The sequence below is a fragment of the Zhenhengia sp. genome (genome assembly GCF_046966505.1).
GTDB lineage: Bacteria > Bacillota > Clostridia > Lachnospirales > Cellulosilyticaceae > Zhenhengia > Zhenhengia yiwuensis.
Map to the genome: position 1 here is coordinate 173,818 of NZ_JBKVCH010000003.1, position 25,624 is coordinate 199,441.

The window sequence follows — 25,624 nt, forward strand, 5'->3', positions numbered from 1 at the left end:
AGTATGTACTTTCTTGCAAATAAAAAACATCAGCCTAAAAGACTGATGTTTTTATTTGATTATTAATTATTTAGCTGTATTAGATGCAATCAGTGCTGTATCCCACACACCGCTAAATGGTGGTGAATAACATAAATCCATAAAGCCAAATTCATCAACTGTAAGACCGCTATAAATAGCAATAGCATAATAATTGGCTCTTGGTACTACAATACCACTTCCTACGGCTTGAGCACCTAATATTTTTCTTGTGTCAGCATGATAAATCACTTTAATTGTCACTTTTTCATTGCCATAATAAGAAGCATAACTATTTCCTGTAATAGTATTAGCCTTATAAGGAATACCTAATCTTTTGGCTTCATTTTCAGAAATACCTACTTTTGCAGCATCTACTTCAAAAAGCTTAAGCGCAGAACTTCCAATTAATTTGAAAGGCTTTCTTTCTTTACCACCAATTAAGTCTGCTATAATTCTACCTTGTTTATTAGCATTTGTTCCAAGAGGAGCATATAAGAGTGCGCCTGTTACAGAAGATTTCATAACACTGCAATCTCCTGCTGCATAAATATCTGATATACTTGTCTCCATATCTTCATTGACGATAATAGCGCCATTTGCTGCTTTATCTACACCTTTAATAAAATCGGTATAAGGTTTAATACCTGCACAGTTAATAACCATGTCGGCTTCTAACGTTATAGTCTCTTCCTCATTTGCAATAACCATCTGACAAATATTATCATTCTCTGAAATAAGTTTAGTAGCTTTAAATCCTGTAAATACTTTTACTTCGTTTTTAATAAGCTCCTCAGTTAAAACACTTGTTACTTCTTCATCCATAACACTTAAAATACGATCTGAAAGCTCTACTAAGGTTACTTGTTTATTGTATTTCTTACACGCTTCAATCATTTCAAGACCAATGAATCCTGCTCCTACTACAACCACATGATTTACAGTTGCATCTTGAAGACGTTCCTTAACTAAGGTACCATCTGCCACATTACGAATTTCATGTAAATTGTTATATGGATAATTAAACGGAGCAAAACGGTTAACACCTGCTCCACTTCCTATTACAAGCTTATCATAATGGTCTGTGAAAGTCTCATTCTTTACAAGGTCACGTACTGTAACCGTTTTTTGCACTTCATCCACTGCGATTACTTCATGATAGATTTTCACAGGGATACCACTTGCTGCAAATTGCTCAGGTGTACGTGCGATAAGGTCTTCACCTTTTTTAATGTGGTCTGATACATAAAAAGGTATACCACATGCACCATAAGAAATTTCATTACCTTTTTCATATACCACAATCTCTACTTGCTCACCTAGATTACGTTTTAACTTTGTAGCAGTACTCATACCTGCTGCTACACCACCAATAATAACTACTTTCATTTAGATACCTCTTTTCTAAAGTGCTCCATATCCATCTGTCCTAACGTACGGTCTACTATAATAGCATTAACCATAGAACCGGTTACATTGATTAAAGTTCTTCCCATATCTACAATAGGATCTATGGCTAAAATCGGACTAACTACTGGGAATGATGATGCTAAACCAACCCCTGATAAAGCTACTGAAGCTGCCATAGTTGCTGTACCTGGAATTCCTGCGATTCCTAATGAACCTAGTGCTACAACAATGACTGACATAGCAATAAAAGTTATATCTATCGGCATACCATTTACATTGGCTACAAAGATAAGAAGTAACGCCGGGAAGACCCCTGCACATCCTTGCATACCTGCTGTTGTACCAAATCCAGCTACAAAACTAGCCGTTCCATCATTAACACCTAATTTATCTGTTAAAGTTTCAATTGTAAGCGGTAATGCCCCTACACTTGATCTAGATGTAAAAGCTAAGATCATAACAGGTAACGCTTTTTTCATATAAATAACTGGATTTACTCCAAAAACTGCAAGCGCTATAAGCTGAATTACAAACATAATAACAACAGCTACATAAAGTGCTACAATGAAAATACCTACTTCCAAAATACTTGCAAGTCCACGCTGAGCGATGGTATTAGCTAAAAGTGCAATAACTGCGTATGGCATATATTTAATAATCGTCATAGCCACACTCATAATAATTTTTTGAAGTGCATTAATTAAATCAAAAAATGGTTTGACTACGTCAAAGTATTTTTTAGACATACGTTTTGCACCCATTCCAAAAAATACTGCCATAATGACAAGTGCAATGATATTGACATCTACCATAGCCTTTACTGGATTTGCTGGAAGTAAACCTCTTAAAGTATCTACTACATTCGTTACTTCCTTAATCTCAGCACTACCACCTACTACTGCCATACCCTTTCCTACACCAAAGGCCATACCTACACCTAATCCTACAAGTACTGCTATAATAACCATAGTCATGGTAACAATCATAGCATTTTTTGTAAGCTTTCCAATATTAGCGCCTTCTTTCATATTAATAATAACATGAATGATAGAAACCATTACAAGAGGTATAACAAGCATTCTAATAAGGTCTATAAATCCATTCCCTATCAATCCATACCACTTAGTTGTTTCAGCTACGAAAGTAATCTGCATTGGATCATTTGAAAATCCTGAAATAAATTGTATAACAAGTCCTAATACAAGACCTAGAACTGTTCCTATAACCATGCGTTTAGAAAAGTTTACTTTTTTCTTTTGAAGTCTATGCATAACTGCAAAAAGACCTACTAAGAGCACAATACAAAGAAGTGTTCTAAGGTCACTTAACATTAAAAAATCTGTAAAAAATACACTATTCATACTTTGCCTCCTTAATGCCTAATCTATAATGTCTATTAAATCTATTGTATATCCCTTAGGGATTAGTTTTCTAACATAATGTCTAAAATCACTTCATCTGTCTGATGCATACCTACACTTGCAAGTTTTCCAACTGCCGCAATAGTGTCCTCTACATCCTCTTTGATGATTCCTGTTCCCGCCTCAAAAGTATTACCTTCTAAAGCCATAAGATGAGCAAGAAGTGCTGCTTCTAAACTTGTTGCAATCTTAGCAGCACAAGATGGTTTAGCACCATCACAAACAATGCCTGATGCAACGGCTAAGGTATTGGTAATAGTCTGGCTAATAGCCTCTAAATCAGCACCTTTTTCTAAATAAGTGAGCCCACATGCTGCTCCACATGATGCACTTACAGCACCACAATAAGCTGACAATCTACCTATACCTGTTTTTTGATGAATACTAATAAGAAGTGCTAAAGCTAACGCCCTATGAAGTTTTTCTTCAGATACATTTTTATAGTGTGCATACTCTACAACTGGTAGTGTACAAGTCATACCTTGATTGCCACTTCCCACTACTGTTACAACTGGATAAGGACATCCTCCCATACGGGCATCTGAACCTGCTGCTCCCATTGCCTTAAGCCTTGCATAGATATTATCCTCTCCATAATATTTGTAAATTGTTCTAGCTACTTCATTACCGTAATGTGCTTCAAGTCCTTCTTTTGCGATACTCGTGTTGTTACATACCACCTCATTTAATAAATCTTTTAATATATCTTGATCCACTTCCTGAACAAACTGACAGATTCCTGAAACACTTAATATGCTTCTATCTACACTATAGCCTTTTGGGTTTGTTTCTTCTAGATTTTCTTTAAATAATATTTTTCCATTTTTTACAATCTTACTAATATTATGATGCGTTCTTTTAAGTTCTACACTAACTTGTGTATCACCTTTCATACATTCTACAATAATATGAAGCTTTTCAGTTGTGTCTAGTTTATGCAGTGTTATAGTTCCCTTGTCTAAAAGTGCCTTAGCCTGATCTATTTGCTGCTTACTTACTTCTTGTAAGATTTCTAATTCCTTATCACTTCCTTTTACAACAAAGCCAAGAGCTGTACAAGCTAAAATACCTTTTAAACCTTGTCCATTAGGAATTTCTACACTTTTTGCATTTTTAATAAAGTTCCCGCTACATCTAATATCTACCTTCTCTGGTAATCCTCCTAGCACTTCTCCTGCTTTTGCTGCTGCGAGTACTACTGCAATAGGTTCCGTGCATCCAATTGCTACTACTAGTTCTTCTCTTAAAATCTCTAAATAGTCCTTAATCATACTTATTCTCCCTGCTTTTAAAGAAAGTCTACTTCCTATACCTTAAAAGAAGTAGACTTTCAAAACCTTATTTGTTTTTTTGCTCTAGGTAATCATCATAGCTCATCATACGATCCACAATACCATCTGTTTTTATTTCGATAATACGATTTGAAACAGTTTGAATAAATTGGTGGTCATGTGATGTAAAGAGAACATTGCCTTTAAAGTTAATAAGACCATTATTAAGTGCTGTAATAGACTCAAGATCCAAGTGGTTAGTTGGTTGGTCAAGAAGTAATACGTTAGAACCAGCAAGCATCATTCTTGAAAGCATACAACGTACTTTTTCTCCCCCTGATAATACTTTAGCTGGCTTAAGTGCATCTTCACCTGCAAAGAGCATACGTCCTAAGAAACCACGAAGGTAACTTTCAGATTTTTCATCTGAGTATTGACGTAACCAGTTAATAAGGTCAAGATCACAATCATTGAAGTATTCACTATTATCTTTAGGGAAATAAGATGTAGATGTTGTAACACCCCATTTTACAGTACCTGTATCTGGTTCTTCTTCACCTGCAAGAATCTTAAATAATGCAGTAATTCCGATTTCATCTTCACCGATAATGGCAATTTTATCTTCTTTATTAACTCTGAAAGTAACATTATCAAGTACTTTTACACCATCGATTGTTTTAGATACATTTTCTACATAAAGAATTTCATTTCCTACTTCACGGTCTTGATTGAAAGCTACGAATGGGTAGCGACGTGAAGAAGCTGGCATCTCCTCAAGAGAAATTTTATCAAGCATTTTTCTACGTGATGTTGCTTGTTTTGATTTTGATTTATTAGCAGAGAAACGGGTAATAAAGTTTTGAAGTTCTTTAATTTTATCTTCATTTTTCTTATTTTGTGCTTTCATTAAGCTTTGAATCATTTGACTTGATTCATACCAGAAGTCGTAGTTACCTACATACATTTTAATTTTACCGTAATCAATATCTACTGTATGTGTACATACTGTATTTAAGAAGTGACGGTCATGAGATACTACGATAACTGTACCTGGGAAGTCAAGTAAGAAATCTTCAAGCCAGTTTACTGATTGAATATCTAAATGGTTAGTAGGCTCATCGAGTAATAAGATACCTGGTTGGCCAAATAAAGCTTGTGCAAGAAGTACCTTAACTTTATCTCCACCATTTAAGTCTTTCATAAGGTTATAGTGAAGGTCAATACCTACCCCTAACCCTTGTAGAAGTTGAGATGCTTCTGACTCTGCTTCCCAACCATTCATTTCAGCGAATTCACCTTCAAGTTCAGAAGCACGTACACCATCTTCGTCTGTAAAGTCTTCCTTAGCATAAAGTGCTTCTTTTTCTTGCATAATTTCATAGAGTCTTGCATTACCACGAATAACAGTTTCAAGTACTTGACACTCATCATATTGGTAGTGGTCCTGTTTTAAAACTGACATCCTGATATTAGAAGGAATGCTAACTTCACCTGTTGAACTATCAATTTCACCAGATAAAATTTTAAGAAATGTTGATTTTCCTGCACCGTTAGCACCAATTACACCATAGCAGTTACCTGGTGTGAATTTAAGATTTACATCTTTAAATAGCTTGGTACCACCGTACTGTAAGCTTACGTCTGATACTGTAATCATGAGATTCTCCTTTATTTAAAAACAAATTAATAAGCAAATTCAATTTCACAATTTGTAATTATACCACAAAAAATACTTAAAGAAAAGGATGGTCTATTTGGCCATCCTTTTCTTTATTCCATATCATGAAACATGCAGTAATCTATTCCGTCTTTAGGAAGGTTATAAATACAATGCGCACATTTATGTGTTTCTATATGTCTATCTTCACAACCCCTAAGACCTTGCTCTAACAAACTATTCAATGCTTCATTTGTCATTTGTTATACACCCTTTTCTTTTTAGTATGCCCCTTTTTCTAGAACTACTATACAGTGATAGCTTTCATCTTCATTAAAATCTGATTTTCCAAAATCTCCATAACAAGTATTTACTTTAAAACCTGCTTTGTTACAAAGTGCTACCAGATTATCTTTTAAGAGTGGGATAAGTTTCGTAGCGTGCTCCTCTACCTTATCTTTTAGGTGTAACTTGGTCTTGAAATCCACATATTTCTCATTCTCATCCACTTCATAGCTTCTAAAGAACTTAAGTCCTACCTCCTCATGAAAAATATCAGGTAATTTAGTCTGCCCATGTTTAAGAACACGGTCATAATTGATAATCTGAATAATTGCTTTTCCATCTTCCTGAAGAACTTTATATAGGTCTTTTAAAAAGCTTTCTATCTTCTCTTCATCTTCCAAATGTACAAGAGAATTACCAATACAGTAAGCTACATCAAACTTACCTTGTATATAGTTTTTCATATTTTCCATAGGACAATGAATAAGAGCAAGGGATACCTCTTCAAGATCAGCCTTAGCTTTGGCACTTTCAATCATGCCTGCATCATTATCAAGTGCTGTTACCAGGTAGCCAGACTTCGCCATAGCAATCGCATAACTGCCATTACCACAGGCTATATCTAACACTTGCTTCGTACCATTTCCTATAATCTCTTTTAAAAACTTAATCTGACTTGGGTGGGCAGGAAAAATATAATCATAATAAGGAGCAATCGTACTATAAAAAGACATGATATGCGCCTCCTTTTCTTGGTAATATGTATAGTATAATAACCAATGGCTATTAAATTATTCAAAGGGTTGCTTTTTAAAAGTAAAACACGTATACTACCTTGTGGTATAAACTTTTATACTTGTAGACAGTTCGGAAGCCTCCTGTCTCTAAATAAAACTACGGTAAAGGAGAATAAACATGAAAAACATCAATTCAACAAAAAGACTTGTAACAGTAGCAGCAGTAGCAGCTATTTATGCCGTACTGACTGTTGCACTAGCACCAATCAGCTATGGCAATCTGCAGTTTAGAGTCTCTGAACTTCTTGTGCTGCTCGCCTTCTTTGATCCATTTTATATCGCTGGTCTTACACTCGGCTGCCTTGTAGCTAATTTATTAGGCCCTAATGGTATAATGGATGTGATTTTGGGTACACTGGCTACCTTTATCAGCGTATCTGCTATCAGCCTAACAGCAAAGTTCACTAAAGGCTCTAAGCTTGGTCTTTGGCTAAGTTCTTTATGGCCCACTTTATTCAACGGACTTATTATTGGCTGGATGTTACATTACTTATTTGAACTCCCACTTGCTTTAACCATGCTTGAAGTAGGTATTGGAGAATTCGTTGTTGTTACTATTGTAGGTGGACCACTCTTCATACTTATTATGAAGAAGTATCCACATTTACTTCATGCACATAGACAAAATATGCAATAAAAAGAACCGTCACCCCTCTTATAAAAGGGTGATGGTTCTTTTTATACAGCAATGGAGTGCATAAGATAAATCTTAAGTGTTTCTACACGATTAGATTTTACCTTTTCCACTTCAAATACAATATTTTTATACGATACAGAAACGGCCTGTTTAGGAATCCACCCGATTAAATTGATCACAAATCCACCAATGGTATCAAAATGCTCACATTCAATTTCTAGCCCTAAGTGTTTATTAACATCCTCAATATGGGTCAAACCATCCACCAGATAAGTATGTTCATCTATCTGCTCGATTTCCTCATAGGAGGTATGCTCATCTGCAATCTCTCCTACTACCTGACTTACAATATCATCTACTGTAACAATACCTTGGAAATCTCCATACTCATCTAAAATAACCGCTAGATGATTTTTCGTCTCCTGAAGTTCTCTAAAAAGTGTTGCAATGGTTTTCGTCTCAGGAACATAATAGGCTGGCTTCATAAGTTTTTTTACTTCAAGGTTATCTACGCCTTCCCTAAGTGCCCATTCATACAACTCCTTAGCATGTAGTATTCCTACAATATTATGTGGTACGTCTTCATAGACCGGAATACGTGAAAAAGGATGACTCATCATCATATCAAGCACAGCTTTGCCTGACTTTTTCACCTCTACACTTACAACAGTTGCTCGCGGTGTCATAATCTCTAGAGCAGTCTTATCATCAAATGAAAAGACACCATAAAGCATATCTTTTGCAGTTTGATCAATAAGCCCATTTTCATTCCCTTGATTGATCAGTGTCTTAATATCTTCTTCCGATACTTCTTTTTTTAATCTTGCTTTTTTAGGTATTAGAGATTCTTTAATACGTTTAAAAATCTGCCTAGACCTCGGCTGGCCTTCCACGGCGATTCCCCCTTTATCAATTAAACTTATATATAACTATATGCATCATTTTATCATTTTTGCCACTTTGATTCAATAAACTTTGCCACACCATCTTCATTATGGTGACCAATCACTTGTGTACTAAGCTCTTTAATTTTTTCAACAGCATTAGCTACTGCACAGCCTTCATCTGCCATTTCAAACATTTCTATATCATTATAATTATCTCCGAAGCAGACAAGTTTATCAAAGCCAAATGTTTTTTTCAAAAACTTAATTGCATTTGCTTTAGAAACTTCCTCACTATAAATTTCTAAGTAATATACGCCTGCGTTATAAATATCTTCATAAAATACTTGGTTAACTTTATCATAACCTTTTAAAACCTCATAGATACTACGTACTGCCTCTTCCTCACCTATTACAACAAAATAAGCAACTCTTGCATCTAACGGTGTTTCTTCTGCTTTAAAAAGTTTACGTGGATTATTTTGTCTTTCCTCATAAAACTTCTTTTGTGCTTCATTTGTGAAAGCTCCATGATAAGCTATGAGCTGATTATTGTCAATACAGTAAGTAAAAGCATTTTGTTTCTTCTCTTTTAGAAGGTTCTCTATCACTTTTACCATATCAGTCTCTAAGTAATTAACATGTTCATAAGTTGATGTCGCCATATTATAAACAGCTGCTCCATTCATTACTACAACTGGCACACTAATTTCTACACCCTTTAGCATATCCACTACAGTTGCAGGAGTACGTGCTGTTGCAATACTAAAACAAAGCCCCTCTGCTATTTTTTCATTTAAGATTTTCTTTGTATAGTCTGATACTTTCTTTTCTTTATTTAACAAGGTTCCATCCAAATCTGAAATCCATAATGTCTTATTTGCCATAATGCCTCCTCATAAGTAGTCTATTTCTATTATAACAGATTTTCCTCTACTTTTCTTTTGGTATTTGCATACAATAGCTAGAAATGCTAAACTGATAGCATATTATTTATGTAGGAGGGTACTATGACGCAGTTTCTTATTCGTACTTTCATTAAAGATTATAAAGATATTCAAAATCCCATTATCCGTGAAAAGTATGGTTTTCTAGGTAGTGCTGTAGGCATTTTCTGTAACATCTTACTTTTTATTTTTAAACTTATTGTAGGTATTTTATCTGGTAGTGTTTCTATTACAGCTGATGCTATTAATAACTTATCAGATGCAGCTTCCTCCATTGTAACTTTGGTAGGTTTTAAAATTTCCTCTAAACCTGCTGATCAGGACCATCCTTTTGGTCATGCACGTGTAGAATATGTAGCTGGACTTGTTATTTCCTTTATCATCATTTTCTTAGGTCTTCAATTAGCAGGTTCTTCTATCTCCAAAATTTTTTCACCCACACCTATATATGTTTCATGGATAACAATGCTTGTCCTTAGTATCTCTATTTTAGTCAAGTTTTGGATGAGTCTCTTCAACAGACACTTAGGTAAAAAAATTGATTCCACTACACTTAACGCTACTGCAACAGATAGCTTAAATGATGTGATTGCTACAAGTAGCGTTCTTATTTCTATGGTGATCTTTTATTTCACTTCTATTAACTTAGATGGCTTTATTGGGCTTATTGTAGCATGCTTTATTATCTACTCCGGTATTAATATTATTAAAGATACCATTAACCCCCTTTTAGGAGAAGCACCTACAACAGAACTTGTAGATAAAATTCATAGCAAAATTTTAACTTATGAAGGTGTACTAGGCTTACATGACCTAATGGTACATAACTATGGACCAAACAGATGCTTTGCTTCCGTGCACGTGGAAGTATCTGCAGCTGAAGATATTTTAGAGAGTCATGACCTTATTGACCGTATTGAACGTGACTTTATTCTAGAATTAGGTATCCATCTTGTTATTCATTTAGATCCTATTATTAAAGATGATGCTGTCTCAAATGCTCTTAAAGATATTATTTTAAGTATCTTAGATGAAATAGACCCTATTTTATCTATCCATGATTTCAGAATTGTCCAAGGGGTAACACACACTAATCTTATTTTTGATATTACAGTTCCTCCTGAATTTAAAATGTCAGATAAAGAGCTAGCTTACCTTATTGACAAACAGCTTAAAACCCAAGATGAATCTTTCCATAGCGTTATTACTATAGACCGTAATTATATTCCTACAATGATAAACACCACGAAGTCCTAACTTCATGGTGTTTATCATTTTTTATTCATCTCTTCCAGGCGCAGGCAGTGCCTCTACCTCAAATATAACACGCTTTTTTATACGATACATACGTTTTTTATCAATGTAATCTACTGCAATTTTATATCTTCCTGCTTGAACAACCTCAATAAGCCATCTATGTTTATGATCCTCATCTACACTATCTTTAATGTGCTTTATTCCAACAGGTATATTTAACTTCCATGTAAAACGCCCGTCTGCAACTTCATCAAGTTCAATTCTAAGAATCTGCCCCACTGTACACTGATTGTATCCAGGTAATAATGTAAAATAGTCCTCTTCTATATTAAGACCTGCATCTTTAATCCATTCAGAGTTCTCATCAGAACGATTGAGTAAGGAAAAAAGAGTCCATGCAGCTAACGCTGAGTGCATCTTTGAATTCATAATAGCTAGCCTCCTCTAGTCCTTAATAGACTAAACTCATCTATACTATTATATTCCTATTACCATTTATTTGTTATTCTAACCTAAAAGGACTCTGAAAAATTTTTCAGAGTCCTTTTTAACTAAAATCCTAATGGAATACCAAATGTAAAGAATCCAATTAAAAGTGCTGTCCAAACAACAAGGAAAGCTACTGAATACGGGAACATAAGTCCAATAAGATCACCAATTGTATATTCTGGCTTGTATTTTCTCATGAATACTAGGATAACCCCTGCGTAAGACATAAGTGGTGTAATGATATTTGTTGATGAGTCAGCTACCCTATAAGCCGCTGCAACAATATCTGGTGTCATACCTGAATGTACTTGGAATAACATTGGGATGAAGATTGGTCCAAGAAGCATCCATTTTGATGTTAAACCACCTACGAAAAGGTTGATAATCGCTGTTGTAATAATAAATCCAATAATAAGAAGGATTGGAGAATTATCAAGTCCCATAGCTTGAAGTCCCTTAGCTCCTAAGAATGTAATGTATGTTCCAAGGTTACATTCTGTTAAAAGTGCTAAGAAGTTATATGAGAAGAATGTTAAAACAAGTACATATCCCATATTACCCATTTGTTTTGCCATAGCACGTATAACATCTTGAGCACTTTTGAAAAGCCCCATTTTAATACCGAAAAATAAACCTGGTACAAAGAATAAGAATGTAATCATTAAAATAATGTTATCAATAAATGGTGTTACTTTTGTACCTTCTTCTGTAACAAAAGAAGCAAGTGGTCCAAACCCTAAATATGCTACAACCACGCCTGCAAGAAGTAAACCAAGTCCAGCAAACTTAAGTGCTTTATTTTCTTCTGGTTTAACTGTGAAATCACTTAAATCAATATCATCTGGAATCGTATAGCTTTGTTTTTCTAATCTAGGCTTAATGAATTTAACTGTTACAAAAGCACCTACAAGTGTTAATAAGATTGTAGAAGCTGCAATGAAGAAGTAGTGCATTGTAGGTCCATTAAGTGCCTCGCCCGCTGCATTAGCAAAAGGTACACCTTGACTCTCTGCGAAAAGCTGAGCATTTTTACCGATGATAACATCACTTGGTGTACTTGGGAATAAATTCGCACTAAATCCTGCTGATACCCCGGCGAAAGCCGCAGCCATACCGATAAGAGGATTTTTCTTAAGTCCTGCGTAAAGAAGCCCTGCAAGAGGAATAAGAATAAGATATCCTGCATCTGATGCAATACTACTCATAATCCCTAAAAATACTAAAGCAACTGGTAAAAATTTATCTGATACTTTAAGTCCTATTTTTTTAATTAATGCTGTAAGTAAACCTGATTCTTCTGCAATCCCTACCCCTAACATAACAATAAGGATTGTACCAAGTACCCCACCACCATAGGATAACCAGTTTTTAAGTAAGGCATTATTAAATATCCATTGGATATTTTCTGCTTCAAACATATTTTTTATTTCATGAACAATGGTACCACCATCGGCACTCATTGTTTCAAATGTTTTACCACCCATTACAAGAGTAAGTATCATTGTAATGACATACAATCCCATAAAGATAATAACTGGATCAGGTATTTTTTTACCAATTTTCTCTATTAGAGATGTACTTGATTTCTTTTTCTCTTTCATATTTATTCCTCCTGTCTTTACTTTACTGTCTCGTTTCTAGCTCTTCATCAACCTTATGTTAACTTTTCTTGCCCCTATCATAACACAGTCCATTGCAACTTGTAAACCTATTTTATGCATTTTCTTATGAATACCATAAAATTCCCCTTACTTCTTTTTTTACTTATTGCTTGTTATAAAAATGCATTTATTTTTTCAAGCCATCTACAAAAACCCTCACTAAACCATTGATAACAAGCAACTCACTTTATTTAATTAAAGTGCATAAAGCTTTCATTTTTTGAGTTAAACATAAAAAAACATCTTAAAAAAGATGTTTTTTTAGTTAAATATTTTTTTATTTTTTTCTTTCCCTATTATTATTTTGCAAGTTTAAAACTCTAATCTTGCAATTTATATTTCTTATATCTAACTTTTTAGAATTATCTTTCTTTACCTACAAATAATACACCTAAAGCATCCGGTCCTACATGAGTTCCTATAATGGCTCCCATAGGATTAATAATGACTTCTTTAACTGGTAAAGCTTCTAAAATCATTTCTTTTAATTTTATGGCACGTTCCTCGTCATCTCCATGAGCAACGAAGATTGTAGTTTCTTCCAAATCTATCCCTTTTTCTTCTATGGTATTAACTAAAAATTTAAAGACAGCTTTTGTTCCTTTTAGCTTAGGACCTTGAATAACTTTCCCTTCTAAATCTAACTTAACACTCGGTTTAATATTAAGCAAAGAACCGACTACAGAAGTTGTACTCGAAATGCGTCCACCTCTTTTTAAAAAATTAAGATCATCTACTACAATAGCATGTACAACTTTTTCCCTATGGCTAAGAATCCATTCTATAACCTCTTCTTTTGAAGCTCCCTTCTCTATCTGCTCTACAGCTCCATAGACAAGCGCCCCCTCTCCTAAAGTTGCACTTTTTGAATCAATAATGGTAATATCCGCATTCTTATATTTTTCAAGCATATTTTCTCTTGCCATAAGTGCACTATTTACTGTTCCACTTAATACGCTTGCAAGACCAATAAAAATAATAGAATCTCCATTTAATACATATCCTTCAAAAAGTTCTTCAAAGGTATGCACATTAACTTGTGACGTAGAAGTCAGTTCTCCTTCACGGAGCATCTGATAGAAGGTATCATACTGTACAGTCTGTCCTAGATCATCTTTATAAAATTCACCTTTAATATTTACTTGTAAAGATGCGATATCTATGTGATGTGCTTGTACATATGCAAGTGGTAAATCACATGCTGAATCTGTTATTAATCGAATTGCCATATTATCACACTCCCTAATCTATCCCAAAAATTTTCATATTCAAACTACTTGACTCTGAAAAAGACAACCAATCTGGTCGTCTTTATTCTTCATCTACACGCTTAACAGTAAATCCCCCTCCATTAAGTGCCTCAATAAGCGCTTTAATATTTTTACTATCTACACGCATAATAATCTCTCTTAAATTCATGACTTCTATATCAATTTCTGCAATACTAAGAATGTTAACATCTTGTTTGGTAATAATTTCTGTTAAAGCCGCAAGTCTACCTTTTACATCTCTTGTGATGACTTCAATACGTGTATGCCCAACACCTAAAATTTTATTAAAGGTTTTAAAAATAGCCTTATGCGTTACAATCCCATTAAAATTTCCCTTTTCATTAACTACAGGTACAAACTGCAAGTTATGTTCTGCTAGTATTGTTCCCGGTACTTCAACCAAATCTCTTTCACTCACGGCATCAATCTTCGTCTTCATGAATTCTGCTACTTTACGCTCTAAAAATTCTTCCTTGTCCTCATTACTCTTAAAATACTCTTCGAAGATGTATTTCTTTGAAATGATTCCGACAAATTTATTACCTTGAACTACAGGCAATGAGAGCAAATTATGTGCATCAATAAGTGCAATTGTGTCTTTAACAGTGTCTTCTAATGCTACTGTCGTAAGCTTCTCTATAGGTATCATAATATTCTTAACCATCATTTTTCTATCCCCTCCTAGTTTATATATTTATCTCATTATAGCATAAATATTTCAAACATTTAATTGTATTATTTAATTATCCTATTTTTATATACTTTTCCTCTTTACTATTTGTCTTTTATCATGTAATATAGAATATACTAATAACTTTAATTTGTGCTGGAATAGCTCAGTCGGTAGAGCAATTGATTCGTAATCAATAGGTCGCGTGTTCAAGTCACGTTTCCAGCTTAAAAAGCAAAATCCAGGTTATCCCTTTATGGCATAACCTGGATTTTTTTAGCCTATTTTTTTATCTCTATAATTTTAAAGCTCTTCTATATAGCCTCCCCCCTTGTGCTCGGCTTAATAAATGCATATTGGTTCGTAATCATAATAAGTGCAGCGTCCATACATACACTCCTATAAGTCCTCAACACAGCTGGCTTCTTTTTCTAATGCATTCAAGCCCAATAAGACCTCTGAATAAAATATAAAACTCTTTATTCTTTTTCACTCTTAAGTTATAAAAACAATGAAAATAATACTGTGAAGATTCCCATTATACCTATAGCAAGCCCAGACATAGCTCCTTCAATTTCGCCAATCTGTACAGCTTTACTTGTTCCCATTGCATGGCTGGAAGCACCAATAGCAAGTCCTGATGCTACAGAACATCCTTCCAGCTTAAAAATCTTAATAAGTCCTGGTGCTATTACAGCACCTAATATTCCTGTAATAACTACTGCTGCTATAGTAATAGAAGCAATCCCTCCATGCTGAACAGACACTTCAACAGCAATAGGTGTTGTTACTGATTTAGGTAGCAGTGAAGCTAATAAAGCTTCATCTAATCCAAATGCTCTACAAAGTAAAAGAACACTTCCTATGGAAGTTAACGCACCTACTCCCGTTGCAACTATAATAGGAATAATATTCTTCTTAAGAATCTCTACTTGTTCATACATAGGTACAGCCAATACTACAGTTGCTGGTCCTAGTAGTAAGTTAATCATATCTCCACCTTCATTAAAAATCTCAAGAGGTATGTCTAGCATCTTAAGCATAACAATAACAAGTGCAATAGCTATTAATAAAGGATTCAGTGCATCTATTTTTGTTTTCCTATGAATCCATCCTCCCATTTCAAAAGCACCTATACAAAGCATAATACTAAATAAAGGCGATGTTATCAGTTCTCTCATTTTTTTCTCTTCCATCCTTCCTGTAATCTTATAACAGCTTTAGCTGTTAAACCTGTAGCTGTAAATGTAATAATAGTTGTTAGAACACATACTATTAAAATCTTAAACCAATCATCTTGTATAAGCTCAATACTCTCTATAATAGATACACCTGCAGGAATAAACAAAAATGCCATATGGTTTAGTAAAAAGCGTCCTACAGTCTGTACATGTTTAACTTTAATCCACTTAAGCAGTAGCCCTATAAACATTAAGAGCATCCCTATAATATTACCTGGAATTGTGATAGGAAGCAGCGTGGCAATACCTTCTCCCATAAAATATAATGCAAATATAATAGCCGTCTGCAATAAAATTGATGTATACATTGCTTGTCTCCTTTGTATTCATTATTCAATAATTCATTATACAACCTTAACAATTTATTTACAATAAAAAAGGCTGTTAATCAGCCTTTTAGTTTAAATCTCCTTTTTTTAAGATGTTTAAATAGTTCCTCTAATTGTTCCATTTGCCCTCTTCTCTTCTTAAAAAAAGTACTACTCCAAAATGCATTATAATAGTTCTCCCTCATTTTCTCACCCCTAGACATTATGATAGTTATAATATGCATGTACCTTTTATTTTGTCCCCTATTTAATGCATAAAAAAGTAGCTTACAAAAGTAAGCTACTTTCAATCCAATTAAGACATGTATGATACTACACCACGTGCACTATCCATAATTACTGTTGTACCATTTTTAAGATTTTAGTTGCATAAGCTGCATTAACAATTACTGGAATATCCAATGCTATCCCTATAATTACTATCTGTGAGTTAAGGTTAGATTGTTATGTAATGATACCAGCTACTTTTTAATAAATGGTAAAATTTCATTTGAAACTTGTAAATTTCTCTTAACAGTTTCCTTATTGTGACAGGTGTATACATTTCTGCTTACGATTTTATCGTTAAGACCTGTTCCTAATAGAAGGATTTAACCAATTACATCAACTTTCATGATATTTGTTGTACCAGAAACACCAAGTGGCATACCACCTGTTAATACAACTAAATCACCTTTTGATACAATACCTGTTTTTTCTGCTGCCTTCATAGCTACTTCAAAAAGATCTGTTGTATCTTGTTGTTCATCAATAAGTACAGGAATAACGCCCCATGTCATGCTAAGTTGTCTATATGTTTTTTCTGATGTTGTACATCCAATAATTGGTGCTAATGGACGATATTTAGAAATCATATGTGCAGTACGTCCTGATTTTGTTACAGTTACGATTGCTTTCGCATTTAAGTCGTGTGCTGCTGCACATGTTGAGTAAGAAATTGCATTTGTTACATTTTGTACGCCATCTGAATCTCTGTTTTTGAAACGTTTGATATAATCAATATTTTTTTCTGTATGAAGTGCAATACGTGCCATGATTTTTAATGCTTCAATTGGGTAAGCACCTGCTGCTGTTTCACCAGAAAGCATAATTGCACTTGTACCATCATAGATAGCATTTGCAACGTCGTTTGTTTCCGCACGAGTTGGTCTAGGATTTTTCATCATAGAATCAAGCATTTGTGTTGCTGTAATTACTTGTTTACCTGCATTGTAAACTTTTTTGATAATCATTTTTTGAAGTCCTGGTACTTCTTCAAGAGGAATTTCAACACCCATATCCCCACGAGCAACCATTACACCATCTGCAACACGGATAATTTCATCAATGTTGTTAACACCTTCACGGTTCTCAATTTTAGCAATGATTTTCATATCAGTACGATCGTGTTCTTCAAGGATTTTACGAATTTCTAAGATATCATCAGCTGTTCTTGTGAAAGAAGCTGCAATAAAATCAAATCCTGTTTTAGCCCCGAAGATCATATCTTCTCTATCTTTTTGGCTGATGAATGGCATTGAAAGGCTTGCATCTGGTAAGTTAACACCTTTGTTGTTTGAAACAGCACCATCATTCATAACTTTACAGATAACATCTGTACCATCTTTAATCTCAAGAACATTAAGTTCAATAAGACCATCATCTAAAAGAATAGCAGAGCCTACATGTACATCGCTTGGTAAGTTTTTATAAGTAACACTTACAATGTCTTTTGTACCCTCTACTTCACGTGTTGTAAGTGTGAATGTATCACCTTTTTGAAGCATTACTTTTGTATCTTTGAATTTACAGATACGGATTTCTGGACCTTTTGTATCAAGCATCGTTGCTACTGGAAGGCCTAATTGCTCTCTAATTTTTACAACTGTGTCATATTTTTGCTTGTGTGTTTCATGGTCACCATGTGAAAAATTAAAACGGCAAATATCCATGCCGGCAAGCATTAATTCGCGTAATACTTTCTCATCTTCTGTTGCTGGACCAAGTGTGCATATAATTTTTGTTTTTCTCATGTTTTTCACTCCAATATTCTAGCTGTCTTAACTATTTCTTCAACTAACATAATACTGTATTTAAATGGTTATATTCAAGTGTGAATAGCTGAATTTCTTATTTTTGTTGATATTTATATAGTATGCCTAATTATTTTACTTTTATTTAGTGCTTATGATGTGCGTTTTTTCCCTTTTTCTAGATAAATTGTTCTATTTTTATATATTTTTATGAAACTGTAAATTAATAGCAAAACAAACTTATTAAAATAAATACTAAATTTCATTGATACGCAGCATACGATAACCTACTCCAATATGCGTTTGTATATATTTAGGATTTGATGGTACTTTCTCAATTTTTTTCCTCAGAGTTGCCATAAAAACACGTAGGGAAGGTGTATCATCTGGTAAGGCATTAACCCATACTTCTTTTAAGATAAAATTATGAGTAAGTACCTTTCCTACATTTTTAGCAAGTAAACACAAAAGTTTATACTCAATAGGCGTTAAATGAATTTCTTTTTCATCTACCCATACACAGCCCGCTGCATAATCAATTTTAAGCCCCCCATTAATAAACACACTATCATTTTGTATATTTTTTATATAATCGTATTGTACTCTACGCAATGTTACACGTAGTCTAGCTAAAAGCTCCTCTACACTAAAAGGTTTTGTTAAATAATCATCTGCTCCTGCATCTAATGCATCAATTTTATCACGATCTTCACTTCTTGCACTAACAACAATAATAGGCACATTAGACCAAGTACGTATTTTCTTTATAATGTCAATGCCATCCATATCAGGTAATCCCAGATCTAAAATAATAATATCTGGCTTATGTGATATAGCCTCTAATATAGACTCACCTCCAGTACTTGCTGTATGAAACTGATAATCCTGCGTCTCTAATGTTGTGGTAATAAGATTTCTTACTGCTTTATCATCTTCTACTACTAAAATCATAGGTTTATTCATCCACATTTACCTCCTCAGCCTGTAAGGTAAAACCAAATAGTGTTCCTTTAGGTTTATTATCCTTTACATAAATTGTTCCACCATGGGCATGTACAATAGATTTGCAAAGTGATAGCCCCAGACCTAATCCTCGTCTACCATCTCCGCTATTTTTATCAACAGTAAAGAACATATCAAATAATTTCTCCTTATCTTTATCTGAAATTCCTTCTCCATCATCACCTATCTCTACTAAAACTTTATCGCCTAAAGGTTTAGCCATAATATGAATATGTGACCCCACCTTTGTATACTTCACAGCATTATTAACAATATTAATAATGACCTGTATAACCAATCTTGAATCCATCTTTGCCATAAGCAAATCACCCTGTACATCTACTGTAATACAATGTTCACTACTGCGCCTAGTAATATGTGCAAGTGCTTCTTGAATGACTTCATCTATTAGTTCAGGATGTATCTTTAAATTCAGTGTACCATTATCTATCCGCGTTATAGAAAGTAAATTTTCAACTAAATTAATAAGCCACATAGAATCTTCGTAAATATCCCCATAAAGTTGCTGTTTCTTCATTTCATCTAATACATCTGAGTTACTTAGTAATATACCTGCATTACCAGATATACTTGTAAGAGGTGTACGTAAATCATGAGAAATAGCACGTAAGAGACTAGATCTAAGCTGCTCCCTCTGAGCTTCCATCTCAACTTGATTCTTTGTCTCTGTTATATAATCTTTCTCTAAAGCAAGTGCACATTCTCCAAGCATAGCAATTAAAAGATTTTTTTCAAATGCGCCTAAAGTTTTATCTTTCTCCATTACAATGCCCACTACGCAAAATACCATATTTTGATTTCTTATAGCAAGATATAGACACTTTGCTCCTGGAAGTGTATTAGTCGTTGCCCCTGCATGCTTATTATTCTTATAAACCCACTGCGCTACAGCACGCTCATCTGTATTGGTATAATAATCTGCTTCATTATTATTTATCGGGTTAGCAAAAACAGTCGGAGGCCCTAATACATCTCCATTTCCAGGATACAGAATAATCATCCGACTTAAAAGTTTATTAATCTGATGTGCAACTTCGCTATAAATCTCCTCTTTATTTCGAGCCCTTTGAAGCTTTTGGCTAGTCTCCAGTAGAATTTCGGTACGATAGGCTTTTAAAGCAGACTGCCGAGCTTGTTCTTTTACCCTTATGGCTAAGTTGCTTGTAATAAAACCTGCTATAAACATTACAGCAAAAGTTACAGCATAACCTGCATCATATGAATATAGTGTAAACTTCGGTTCTATAAAGAAAAAATTGAATACTAGTAAACTTGCAAAAGATGATAAGATGCTATAAATACGACCTCTTGTAATCATAGCTGTCATTAAGGCACCTAAAATATAAATAGTTATAATATTCTCCTGGCTAAATCCTATATGAGCAAACCATAAGCCAATACAAGTTGCAACACCTAATACAGATAGAGATTTTACAAGCTCTACTACCGAAAGTCTATAAACTTTCAGTCGCTTAACTTGTTTGACAAGATAAGGTGCTCTACTATCTGGAATAATATAAATATCTATATTAGGTGCTAAACTTGTTAGACGCTCTACAAAACTAGCTTTTCTGTTAAACCACGACTTTTTATTATTAGAACGTCCAATAATAATCTTAGAAATGCCACTTACCTTAGCATATTCTGCTATTTGATAAGGTACATCATCTCCATATACGGTTGCAATACGCGCACCTAACTGCTCAGCAAGCTTTAGATTTTCTTGCAATCGTATTTTATTTTCTCTAGACAATTCCTGTCTATTTGGTGTCTCTACAAATAAGGCCGTAAAAGACCCATGGAAAGCATCTGCCATCCTTGCTGCCGTTCTAATAACTTTTGCATTAGATGGTGAACTAGAAAGACAAATTAAAATATGCTCTGCTATAAAATACTCCCCACTATGAGCACAGGTTTTATTTTTTTCTACTACCTTATTAAGCCTATCTGCTGTCCGACGCATAGCAATTTCTCTAAGTGCTCCTAAATTTTCTCTTGTAAAGAAGTGATCTAGCGCCTTTTTAGCTTGCTTTTCTTTATAAATTTTACCTTTATTTAATCTTTCAATAAGATCATCTGGTTCAATATCTACCAGTTCTACCTGATCTGCACGATCAAATACGCTATCAGGTATACGCTCTCTTACAATAACACCAGTAATAGATGCTACAATATCATTAAGACTTTCTAAATGTTGTACATTAACTGTTGTATAAACATTAATACCCGCTTTAAGCAGCTCTTCAATATCTTGATACCTTTTACGATGACGACAGTCTTCTGCATTTGTATGTGCAAGCTCATCTACTAAAATAAGTTCCGGGTTACGCTTAATAGCATCATCTAAGTTAAACTCTTTTAAAGTAATCCCCTTATGTACAACATTAAGAGGCTTAAGCATTTCTAACCCTTCTAAAAGCGCTAGCGTTTCTGGCCTTGTATGCGGTTCTATATAACCTGCTACAACATCTATCCCTTCTTTTTTGGCAGTATGTGCTGCATCTAGCATAGCAAAAGTTTTCCCTACTCCTGCTGCATAACCAAAGAAAACTTTAAGTTTTCCTATTTTTTTTTGAGAATCTTCCGTAGTAATCTGCTTTAATAAGGCATCAGGATTAGGACGCTTATCTAGCATTTATAAATCACCTCTTTTAATCACCTGTTTTTCTATGCAATAGTATACTACACCTTAAATCAACATTGCATTAGGATTTAAGGTGTAGTATTAAGATTATGTTAAGATGACGGAAAGAGAATCTTTAAAAATAGTTTTTCAGCAGCTGATGATGATGCAAAATCTAATCGCATACATTTACCTTCTTGATTTTCTATTTTAAAAGTATTGTCTGTGTAGTCAATTTTAATATTAAGTTGTGATAGGGTGAGCCTTAAGGCTAGTTCCCAATAGGCCATCTTAAGTGCCCTCCCCTGTGAAAGCTGATCATATAGATATTCAAACTCTCCAGTTGTAGTACCTTCTGTTAGGAACACTGTCCAGAGTCCCATAATTTGTTTTACTGTTAATGCTTCTAAAAGATTAGATTCTAAATTATCAATTTCACCTGTTTCTATATACGCATAATACGTTAACAGATTAGGTATAAAAATCTTTGCAGCAAATGGCGCAACTCGCCATTTACTACAAAGTGCAATACATTTTTTATTAAAATCTATCTGACGTAAACCCTCATCCATAAAACTGAGTTCTATAAGACTATTAAATTTCAACGTCATATAAACCGAAGTAAGCATATTAAAACCTTTTCCTGTAAAGCTTCTTTTCTTACATAAGACCTCTTCATGCTCCATCCTTACCTCTACCTCACCCTCTTCTAATTCATCAATCATACCATATAAGGTAAGCGGATAGTGTTTAGAAATGAGTGCCATAATCATACCATACTCTTCTAGTAGCTCATCACATTCTATGCAACCTTCTGGAAAGAGTACCCAAAGTGTGCGTTCATCTTGCAAGCTATAAACTTGTGGTTTTATTCTAAGTGTATGACTTATTTCATAAACCAGTAGAATAGCCATTTTCAAAGGTGACATATCCCTTACAGAACCTACACTGTCTATTTTGCAAGATGAAACAATGATTTTTTTCTGCATTTCACGTCCCCCTCTATTTTTCTATTTTAAAATACCATCCAGTGCAAGATTAACTTTTAATACATTAACAACGGGTTCTCCTAATACCCCCAGGAATCTTCCTGTTGTATACTTCTCAACAATCGCTCTTATTTCTTCTTCAGAATGGTCCGAGTTATTTGCAATACGTGTGATTTGGTACTCGGCTGCTGCAAGTGAAATATGTGGATCTAAACCACTACCGGAGCTTGTAACTAAGTCTACTGGAATAGGCGCGTCACCTTTTTCAGGATGGGCTGCACGAATCATTTCTACTCTTTCTGCAACAAGTGCTTCATATCCTTCACCTGCTGGGCTAATATTAGATGGACCTGCATACATTACAGGATTACCATCATCATCAGTATAAGTACCTGTATCAATATTCATAATACGACCCCACATATGTCCCATATCTGTATATTGTTGACCCAATAAACTACTTCCGTATTTCTTACCATCTATTTGTATAATACTACCATTCGCCTTTTCATTAAATAATACTTGAACAACTCCTGTCATAGCAAAAGTATAAATACCCCCACATAATACTGTAAGAATGAGGAAAAAACCTAACACTCTTAATAAAACTTTATTCATACTTTCCATTATAAATCCTCCTTTAGGATTCATACGCCTTATCGTATGAATCCAATTGCAGTAATAAAAACATCGATAATTTTAATTGCAATAAATGGTGTGATAATGCCACCTACACCGTAAATCCAAAGATTACGTGTAAGTAATTTTGTAGCAGAGACTTCTCTATATTTAACACCTTTAAGCGCAAGTGGAATGAGAGCAACGATGATAAGTGCATTGTAGATAACTGCTGAAAAGATTGCACTTTCTGCACTGTGAAGCCCCATGATATTAAGTTTAGAAAGCCCTGGATAAAGTCCCATAAATAAGGCTGGAATAATTGCAAAGTATTTTGCAAGGTCATTTGCAATACTAAATGTTGTAAGACTTCCTCTTGTCATAAGAAGCTGTTTACCAATACGTACAATATCAATCAGTTTAGTTGGTGAAGAATCTAAGTCTACCATGTTTCCTGCTTCTTTTGCTGCCTGTGTTCCTGTATTCATTGCTACAGCTACGTCAGCTTGTGCAAGGGCTGGTGCATCATTTGTACCATCACCTGTCATGGCTACCAGGTGCCCTTTTGCTTGGAAATCACGAATCATTTCAAGCTTACCTTCTGGTGTTGCTTCAGCTAAGAAGTCATCTACACCAGCTTCTGCTGCGATTGCTGCAGCTGTAAGGGGGTTATCCCCAGTAATCATGATTGTTTTAATACCCATTTTACGTAAGTCTGCGAATTTCTCTTTAACACCTTGTTTAATGATATCTTTTAAGTGAATAACACCTAAAATTTTGTAATTTTTAGCAACAACAAGTGGTGTACCACCTTGATTAGAAATAGCCTTAACAGCTTCTTCACATTGTTTACTATATTTAGCACCATTTTGAAGTACATATTCTTTGACAGCTTCTGCTGCACCTTTCCTGATTTCTATCCCATTAAAGTCTACACCACTCATACGTGTTTTAGCTGTGAATGGAATGAACTCCATATGAAGCTCACTAAGATTACGGCCACGTATACCAAATTTTTCTTTTGCAAGTACAACAATACTACGTCCTTCTGGCGTTTCATCAGCCAGTGATGAGAGCTGCGCTGCATCTGCAACTTCCTCCTCTGTAGCACCATCTACTGGAATAAAAGCATATGCTTGACGGTTACCAAGTGTAATAGTTCCCGTTTTATCAAGCATTAAGATATCGACGTCACCAGCAGCTTCAATGGCACGACCACTCATAGCAAGTACATTCGCCTGATTAAGTCTACTCATTCCTGCAATACCAATTGCTGAAAGTAAGGCACCGATTGTTGTAGGTGCAAGACATACAAGTAAGGCCACTAAAGATGTAATAGAAATTGGATTGTCTATGCCTGCTTGTTTAGCAGAAAAATCTGAATAAGAATAAAGTGATGCTGTTACAAGAATAAAGATGACGGTTAAGGCAATAAGAAGAATTTCAAGTGCAATTTCATTAGGTGTCTTCTTACGTGATGCACCTTCAACCATTGCAATCATCTTATCAAGGAAACTTTCTCCAGCCTCACTTGTTACTTCAATAACGATCCAGTCTGAAATAACTGTTGTTCCACCTGTTACGGCACTTCTATCCCCACCACTTTCACGAATAACTGGTGCTGACTCACCTGTAATGGCACTTTCATCTACAGAAGCTGCACCATCTATAACTTCACCATCAGCTGGAATTTGCTCACCAGCGTGAACAATAACAAGATCACCTTTTTTAAGGCTGGTAGATGGAACTGCTATACTCATTTCTTTCGTAGCAATAGATTCAATTTTATGTGCCTCTACGTCTTTTTTAGAAGCACGTAAGGCATCTGCTTGCGCTTTACCCCTACCTTCTGCAATGGCTTCAGCAAAGTTAGCAAAAAGTACAGTAAACCAAAGAATAATAGCTGTTCCTAAAATAAAGCCCGGCGCAGCATCTTTATATCCAAATAGTGCGAACACATATAAAACACTTGTTAAAATAGAAGATATATAAACTAAGAACATAACAGGATTTTTCACCTGAACTTTAGGATCAAGCTTAAGAAAAGAGTCTTTAATCGCTCTTGTTATCATTGCTTTGCCCCCAAAATTATTTGTATTTTTAGAACTCATAGA

22 protein-coding genes and 1 tRNA gene are annotated in these 25,624 nt (G+C 34.6%); 3 read left to right on the forward strand and 20 right to left on the reverse strand.

The window, feature by feature from the left end; all coding sequences use genetic code 11:
• Positions 1 to 66: 66 nt before the first annotated feature.
• The 6 genes from ACLTBU_RS04920 to ACLTBU_RS04945 form a co-directional block, all read right to left on the reverse strand.
• Complete coding sequence (locus ACLTBU_RS04920; RefSeq protein ID WP_177671229.1) at positions 67 to 1,407, reverse strand: CoA-disulfide reductase; 1,341 nt, start codon at positions 1,405 to 1,407, stop codon at positions 67 to 69.
• The gene (locus tag ACLTBU_RS04925) at positions 1,404 to 2,789 is read right to left on the reverse strand and encodes a cation:dicarboxylate symporter family transporter (RefSeq protein WP_412217923.1); all 1,386 of its coding nucleotides are present in this window, start codon (positions 2,787 to 2,789) and stop codon (positions 1,404 to 1,406) included. The genes ACLTBU_RS04920 and ACLTBU_RS04925 overlap by 4 nt, the downstream gene beginning before the upstream one ends.
• 62 nt (positions 2,790 to 2,851) lie before the next feature.
• Entirely contained in the window at positions 2,852 to 4,120 is a 1,269-nt protein-coding gene (locus tag ACLTBU_RS04930) for a serine dehydratase subunit alpha family protein (protein ID WP_412217925.1), read from the reverse strand.
• Between the two features lie 67 nt (positions 4,121 to 4,187).
• A complete protein-coding gene (locus tag ACLTBU_RS04935; protein ID WP_177671232.1) occupies positions 4,188 to 5,777 on the reverse strand; it encodes an ABC-F family ATP-binding cassette domain-containing protein in 1,590 nt (529 codons plus the stop codon).
• Between the two features lie 113 nt (positions 5,778 to 5,890).
• Positions 5,891 to 6,037, reverse strand: coding sequence for a hypothetical protein (locus ACLTBU_RS04940; protein ID WP_177671233.1), 147 nt, complete (start codon positions 6,035 to 6,037; stop codon positions 5,891 to 5,893).
• A gap of 21 nt (positions 6,038 to 6,058) precedes the next feature.
• Positions 6,059 to 6,796 (reverse strand): class I SAM-dependent methyltransferase, encoded by a 738-nt coding sequence (locus tag ACLTBU_RS04945; protein ID WP_177671234.1) that lies wholly within the window; start codon positions 6,794 to 6,796, stop codon positions 6,059 to 6,061.
• Positions 6,797 to 6,977: 181 nt separating this feature from the next.
• On the opposite strand from ACLTBU_RS04945, the gene ACLTBU_RS04950 reads away from it, so the two are divergent.
• Complete coding sequence (locus tag ACLTBU_RS04950; RefSeq protein ID WP_177671235.1) at positions 6,978 to 7,496, forward strand: QueT transporter family protein; 519 nt, start codon at positions 6,978 to 6,980, stop codon at positions 7,494 to 7,496.
• A 41-nt stretch (positions 7,497 to 7,537) separates the two neighbouring features.
• Here ACLTBU_RS04950 and ACLTBU_RS04955 read toward each other — a convergent pair whose 3' ends face one another.
• Both ACLTBU_RS04955 and ACLTBU_RS04960 read right to left on the reverse strand, forming a co-directional pair.
• Complete coding sequence (locus ACLTBU_RS04955; protein ID WP_177671236.1) at positions 7,538 to 8,389, reverse strand: hemolysin family protein; 852 nt, start codon at positions 8,387 to 8,389, stop codon at positions 7,538 to 7,540.
• A 53-nt stretch (positions 8,390 to 8,442) separates the two neighbouring features.
• On the reverse strand, positions 8,443 to 9,267 hold the full coding sequence (locus ACLTBU_RS04960) for an HAD family hydrolase (RefSeq protein WP_177671237.1): 825 nt from the start codon (positions 9,265 to 9,267) through the stop codon (positions 8,443 to 8,445).
• Between the two features lie 123 nt (positions 9,268 to 9,390).
• Here ACLTBU_RS04960 and ACLTBU_RS04965 point away from each other — a divergent pair, with 123 nt between their 5' ends.
• Complete coding sequence (locus ACLTBU_RS04965) at positions 9,391 to 10,584, forward strand: cation diffusion facilitator family transporter (protein ID WP_177671238.1); 1,194 nt, start codon at positions 9,391 to 9,393, stop codon at positions 10,582 to 10,584.
• Between the two features lie 21 nt (positions 10,585 to 10,605).
• Here the strand turns inward: ACLTBU_RS04965 and ACLTBU_RS04970 are convergent, their stop codons facing one another.
• From ACLTBU_RS04970 to ACLTBU_RS04985, 4 genes are all read right to left on the reverse strand, one after another.
• The gene (locus ACLTBU_RS04970; RefSeq protein ID WP_249331119.1) at positions 10,606 to 11,013 is read right to left on the reverse strand and encodes a hypothetical protein; all 408 of its coding nucleotides are present in this window, start codon (positions 11,011 to 11,013) and stop codon (positions 10,606 to 10,608) included.
• 122 nt (positions 11,014 to 11,135) lie between these two features.
• Positions 11,136 to 12,674, reverse strand: coding sequence for an AbgT family transporter (locus ACLTBU_RS04975; protein ID WP_177671240.1), 1,539 nt, complete (start codon positions 12,672 to 12,674; stop codon positions 11,136 to 11,138).
• A gap of 422 nt (positions 12,675 to 13,096) precedes the next feature.
• Positions 13,097 to 13,963, reverse strand: a complete 867-nt coding sequence (locus ACLTBU_RS04980; protein ID WP_177671241.1) for a DegV family protein — start codon at positions 13,961 to 13,963, stop codon at positions 13,097 to 13,099.
• 82 nt (positions 13,964 to 14,045) lie between these two features.
• A complete protein-coding gene (locus ACLTBU_RS04985; protein ID WP_177671242.1) occupies positions 14,046 to 14,672 on the reverse strand; it encodes a CBS domain-containing protein in 627 nt (208 codons plus the stop codon).
• A gap of 158 nt (positions 14,673 to 14,830) precedes the next feature.
• On the opposite strand from ACLTBU_RS04985, the gene ACLTBU_RS04990 reads away from it, so the two are divergent.
• A tRNA-Thr gene (locus tag ACLTBU_RS04990) sits at positions 14,831 to 14,903 on the forward strand.
• 272 nt (positions 14,904 to 15,175) lie between these two features.
• Here the strand turns inward: ACLTBU_RS04990 and ACLTBU_RS04995 are convergent.
• From ACLTBU_RS04995 to kdpB, 8 genes are all read right to left on the reverse strand, one after another.
• Positions 15,176 to 15,856, reverse strand: a complete 681-nt coding sequence (locus ACLTBU_RS04995) for an LrgB family protein (protein WP_177671243.1) — start codon at positions 15,854 to 15,856, stop codon at positions 15,176 to 15,178.
• Entirely contained in the window at positions 15,853 to 16,224 is a 372-nt protein-coding gene (locus ACLTBU_RS05000; protein WP_412217930.1) for a CidA/LrgA family protein, read from the reverse strand. The genes ACLTBU_RS04995 and ACLTBU_RS05000 overlap by 4 nt, the downstream gene beginning before the upstream one ends.
• A gap of 611 nt (positions 16,225 to 16,835) precedes the next feature.
• Entirely contained in the window at positions 16,836 to 18,257 is a 1,422-nt protein-coding gene (gene pyk, locus ACLTBU_RS05005; RefSeq protein ID WP_249331116.1) for a pyruvate kinase, read from the reverse strand.
• A gap of 255 nt (positions 18,258 to 18,512) precedes the next feature.
• Positions 18,513 to 19,220 carry a response regulator gene (locus tag ACLTBU_RS05010; RefSeq protein ID WP_177671245.1) on the reverse strand — a complete coding sequence of 236 codons (708 nt, stop codon included), beginning with the start codon at positions 19,218 to 19,220 and terminating at the stop codon, positions 18,513 to 18,515.
• Positions 19,213 to 21,915: a DUF4118 domain-containing protein gene (locus ACLTBU_RS05015; RefSeq protein ID WP_412217933.1), complete on the reverse strand. Its 2,703-nt coding sequence runs from the start codon at positions 21,913 to 21,915 to the stop codon at positions 19,213 to 19,215. The genes ACLTBU_RS05010 and ACLTBU_RS05015 overlap by 8 nt, the downstream gene beginning before the upstream one ends.
• Before the next feature lie 101 nt (positions 21,916 to 22,016).
• Positions 22,017 to 22,892, reverse strand: a complete 876-nt coding sequence (locus ACLTBU_RS05020; RefSeq protein WP_412217935.1) for a hypothetical protein — start codon at positions 22,890 to 22,892, stop codon at positions 22,017 to 22,019.
• A 21-nt stretch (positions 22,893 to 22,913) separates the two neighbouring features.
• The gene (gene kdpC, locus ACLTBU_RS05025; protein WP_177671248.1) at positions 22,914 to 23,519 is read right to left on the reverse strand and encodes a potassium-transporting ATPase subunit KdpC; all 606 of its coding nucleotides are present in this window, start codon (positions 23,517 to 23,519) and stop codon (positions 22,914 to 22,916) included.
• Positions 23,520 to 23,548: 29 nt separating this feature from the next.
• On the reverse strand, positions 23,549 to 25,621 hold the full coding sequence (kdpB, locus tag ACLTBU_RS05030; protein ID WP_177671249.1) for a potassium-transporting ATPase subunit KdpB: 2,073 nt from the start codon (positions 25,619 to 25,621) through the stop codon (positions 23,549 to 23,551).
• Positions 25,622 to 25,624: the final 3 nt, after the last annotated feature.

Excerpts from the sequence above, each read along its gene's own strand:
- ACLTBU_RS04935 (WP_177671232.1), bottom strand. The coding sequence starts at position 5,777 with ATGATTACAGTATCAGACGTAAGCTTACAGTACGGTGGTACCAAGCTA.
- pyk (WP_249331116.1), bottom strand. The coding sequence starts at position 18,257 with ATGAGAAAAACAAAAATTATATGCACACTTGGTCCAGCAACAGAAGAT.
- ACLTBU_RS04965 (WP_177671238.1), top strand. The coding sequence starts at position 9,391 with ATGACGCAGTTTCTTATTCGTACTTTCATTAAAGATTATAAAGATATT.
- ACLTBU_RS04945 (WP_177671234.1), bottom strand. The coding sequence starts at position 6,796 with ATGTCTTTTTATAGTACGATTGCTCCTTATTATGATTATATTTTTCCT.
- ACLTBU_RS04920 (WP_177671229.1), bottom strand. The coding sequence starts at position 1,407 with ATGAAAGTAGTTATTATTGGTGGTGTAGCAGCAGGTATGAGTACTGCT.
- ACLTBU_RS04930 (WP_412217925.1), bottom strand. The coding sequence starts at position 4,120 with ATGATTAAGGACTATTTAGAGATTTTAAGAGAAGAACTAGTAGTAGCA.
- ACLTBU_RS05015 (WP_412217933.1), bottom strand. The coding sequence starts at position 21,915 with ATGCTAGATAAGCGTCCTAATCCTGATGCCTTATTAAAGCAGATTACT.
- ACLTBU_RS04925 (WP_412217923.1), bottom strand. The coding sequence starts at position 2,789 with ATGAATAGTGTATTTTTTACAGATTTTTTAATGTTAAGTGACCTTAGA.
- ACLTBU_RS05010 (WP_177671245.1), bottom strand. The coding sequence starts at position 19,220 with ATGAATAAACCTATGATTTTAGTAGTAGAAGATGATAAAGCAGTAAGA.
- ACLTBU_RS04960 (WP_177671237.1), bottom strand. The coding sequence starts at position 9,267 with ATGGCAAATAAGACATTATGGATTTCAGATTTGGATGGAACCTTGTTA.
- ACLTBU_RS04980 (WP_177671241.1), bottom strand. The coding sequence starts at position 13,963 with ATGGCAATTCGATTAATAACAGATTCAGCATGTGATTTACCACTTGCA.
- ACLTBU_RS05000 (WP_412217930.1), bottom strand. The coding sequence starts at position 16,224 with ATGTATACATCAATTTTATTGCAGACGGCTATTATATTTGCATTATAT.
- ACLTBU_RS04950 (WP_177671235.1), top strand. The coding sequence starts at position 6,978 with ATGAAAAACATCAATTCAACAAAAAGACTTGTAACAGTAGCAGCAGTA.
- ACLTBU_RS04985 (WP_177671242.1), bottom strand. The coding sequence starts at position 14,672 with ATGATGGTTAAGAATATTATGATACCTATAGAGAAGCTTACGACAGTA.
- ACLTBU_RS05020 (WP_412217935.1), bottom strand. The coding sequence starts at position 22,892 with ATGCAGAAAAAAATCATTGTTTCATCTTGCAAAATAGACAGTGTAGGT.
- ACLTBU_RS04975 (WP_177671240.1), bottom strand. The coding sequence starts at position 12,674 with ATGAAAGAGAAAAAGAAATCAAGTACATCTCTAATAGAGAAAATTGGT.
- ACLTBU_RS04995 (WP_177671243.1), bottom strand. The coding sequence starts at position 15,856 with ATGAGAGAACTGATAACATCGCCTTTATTTAGTATTATGCTTTGTATA.
- ACLTBU_RS04940 (WP_177671233.1), bottom strand. The coding sequence starts at position 6,037 with ATGACAAATGAAGCATTGAATAGTTTGTTAGAGCAAGGTCTTAGGGGT.
- kdpC (WP_177671248.1), bottom strand. The coding sequence starts at position 23,519 with ATGGAAAGTATGAATAAAGTTTTATTAAGAGTGTTAGGTTTTTTCCTC.
- ACLTBU_RS04970 (WP_249331119.1), bottom strand. The coding sequence starts at position 11,013 with ATGAATTCAAAGATGCACTCAGCGTTAGCTGCATGGACTCTTTTTTCC.
- kdpB (WP_177671249.1), bottom strand. The coding sequence starts at position 25,621 with ATGAGTTCTAAAAATACAAATAATTTTGGGGGCAAAGCAATGATAACA.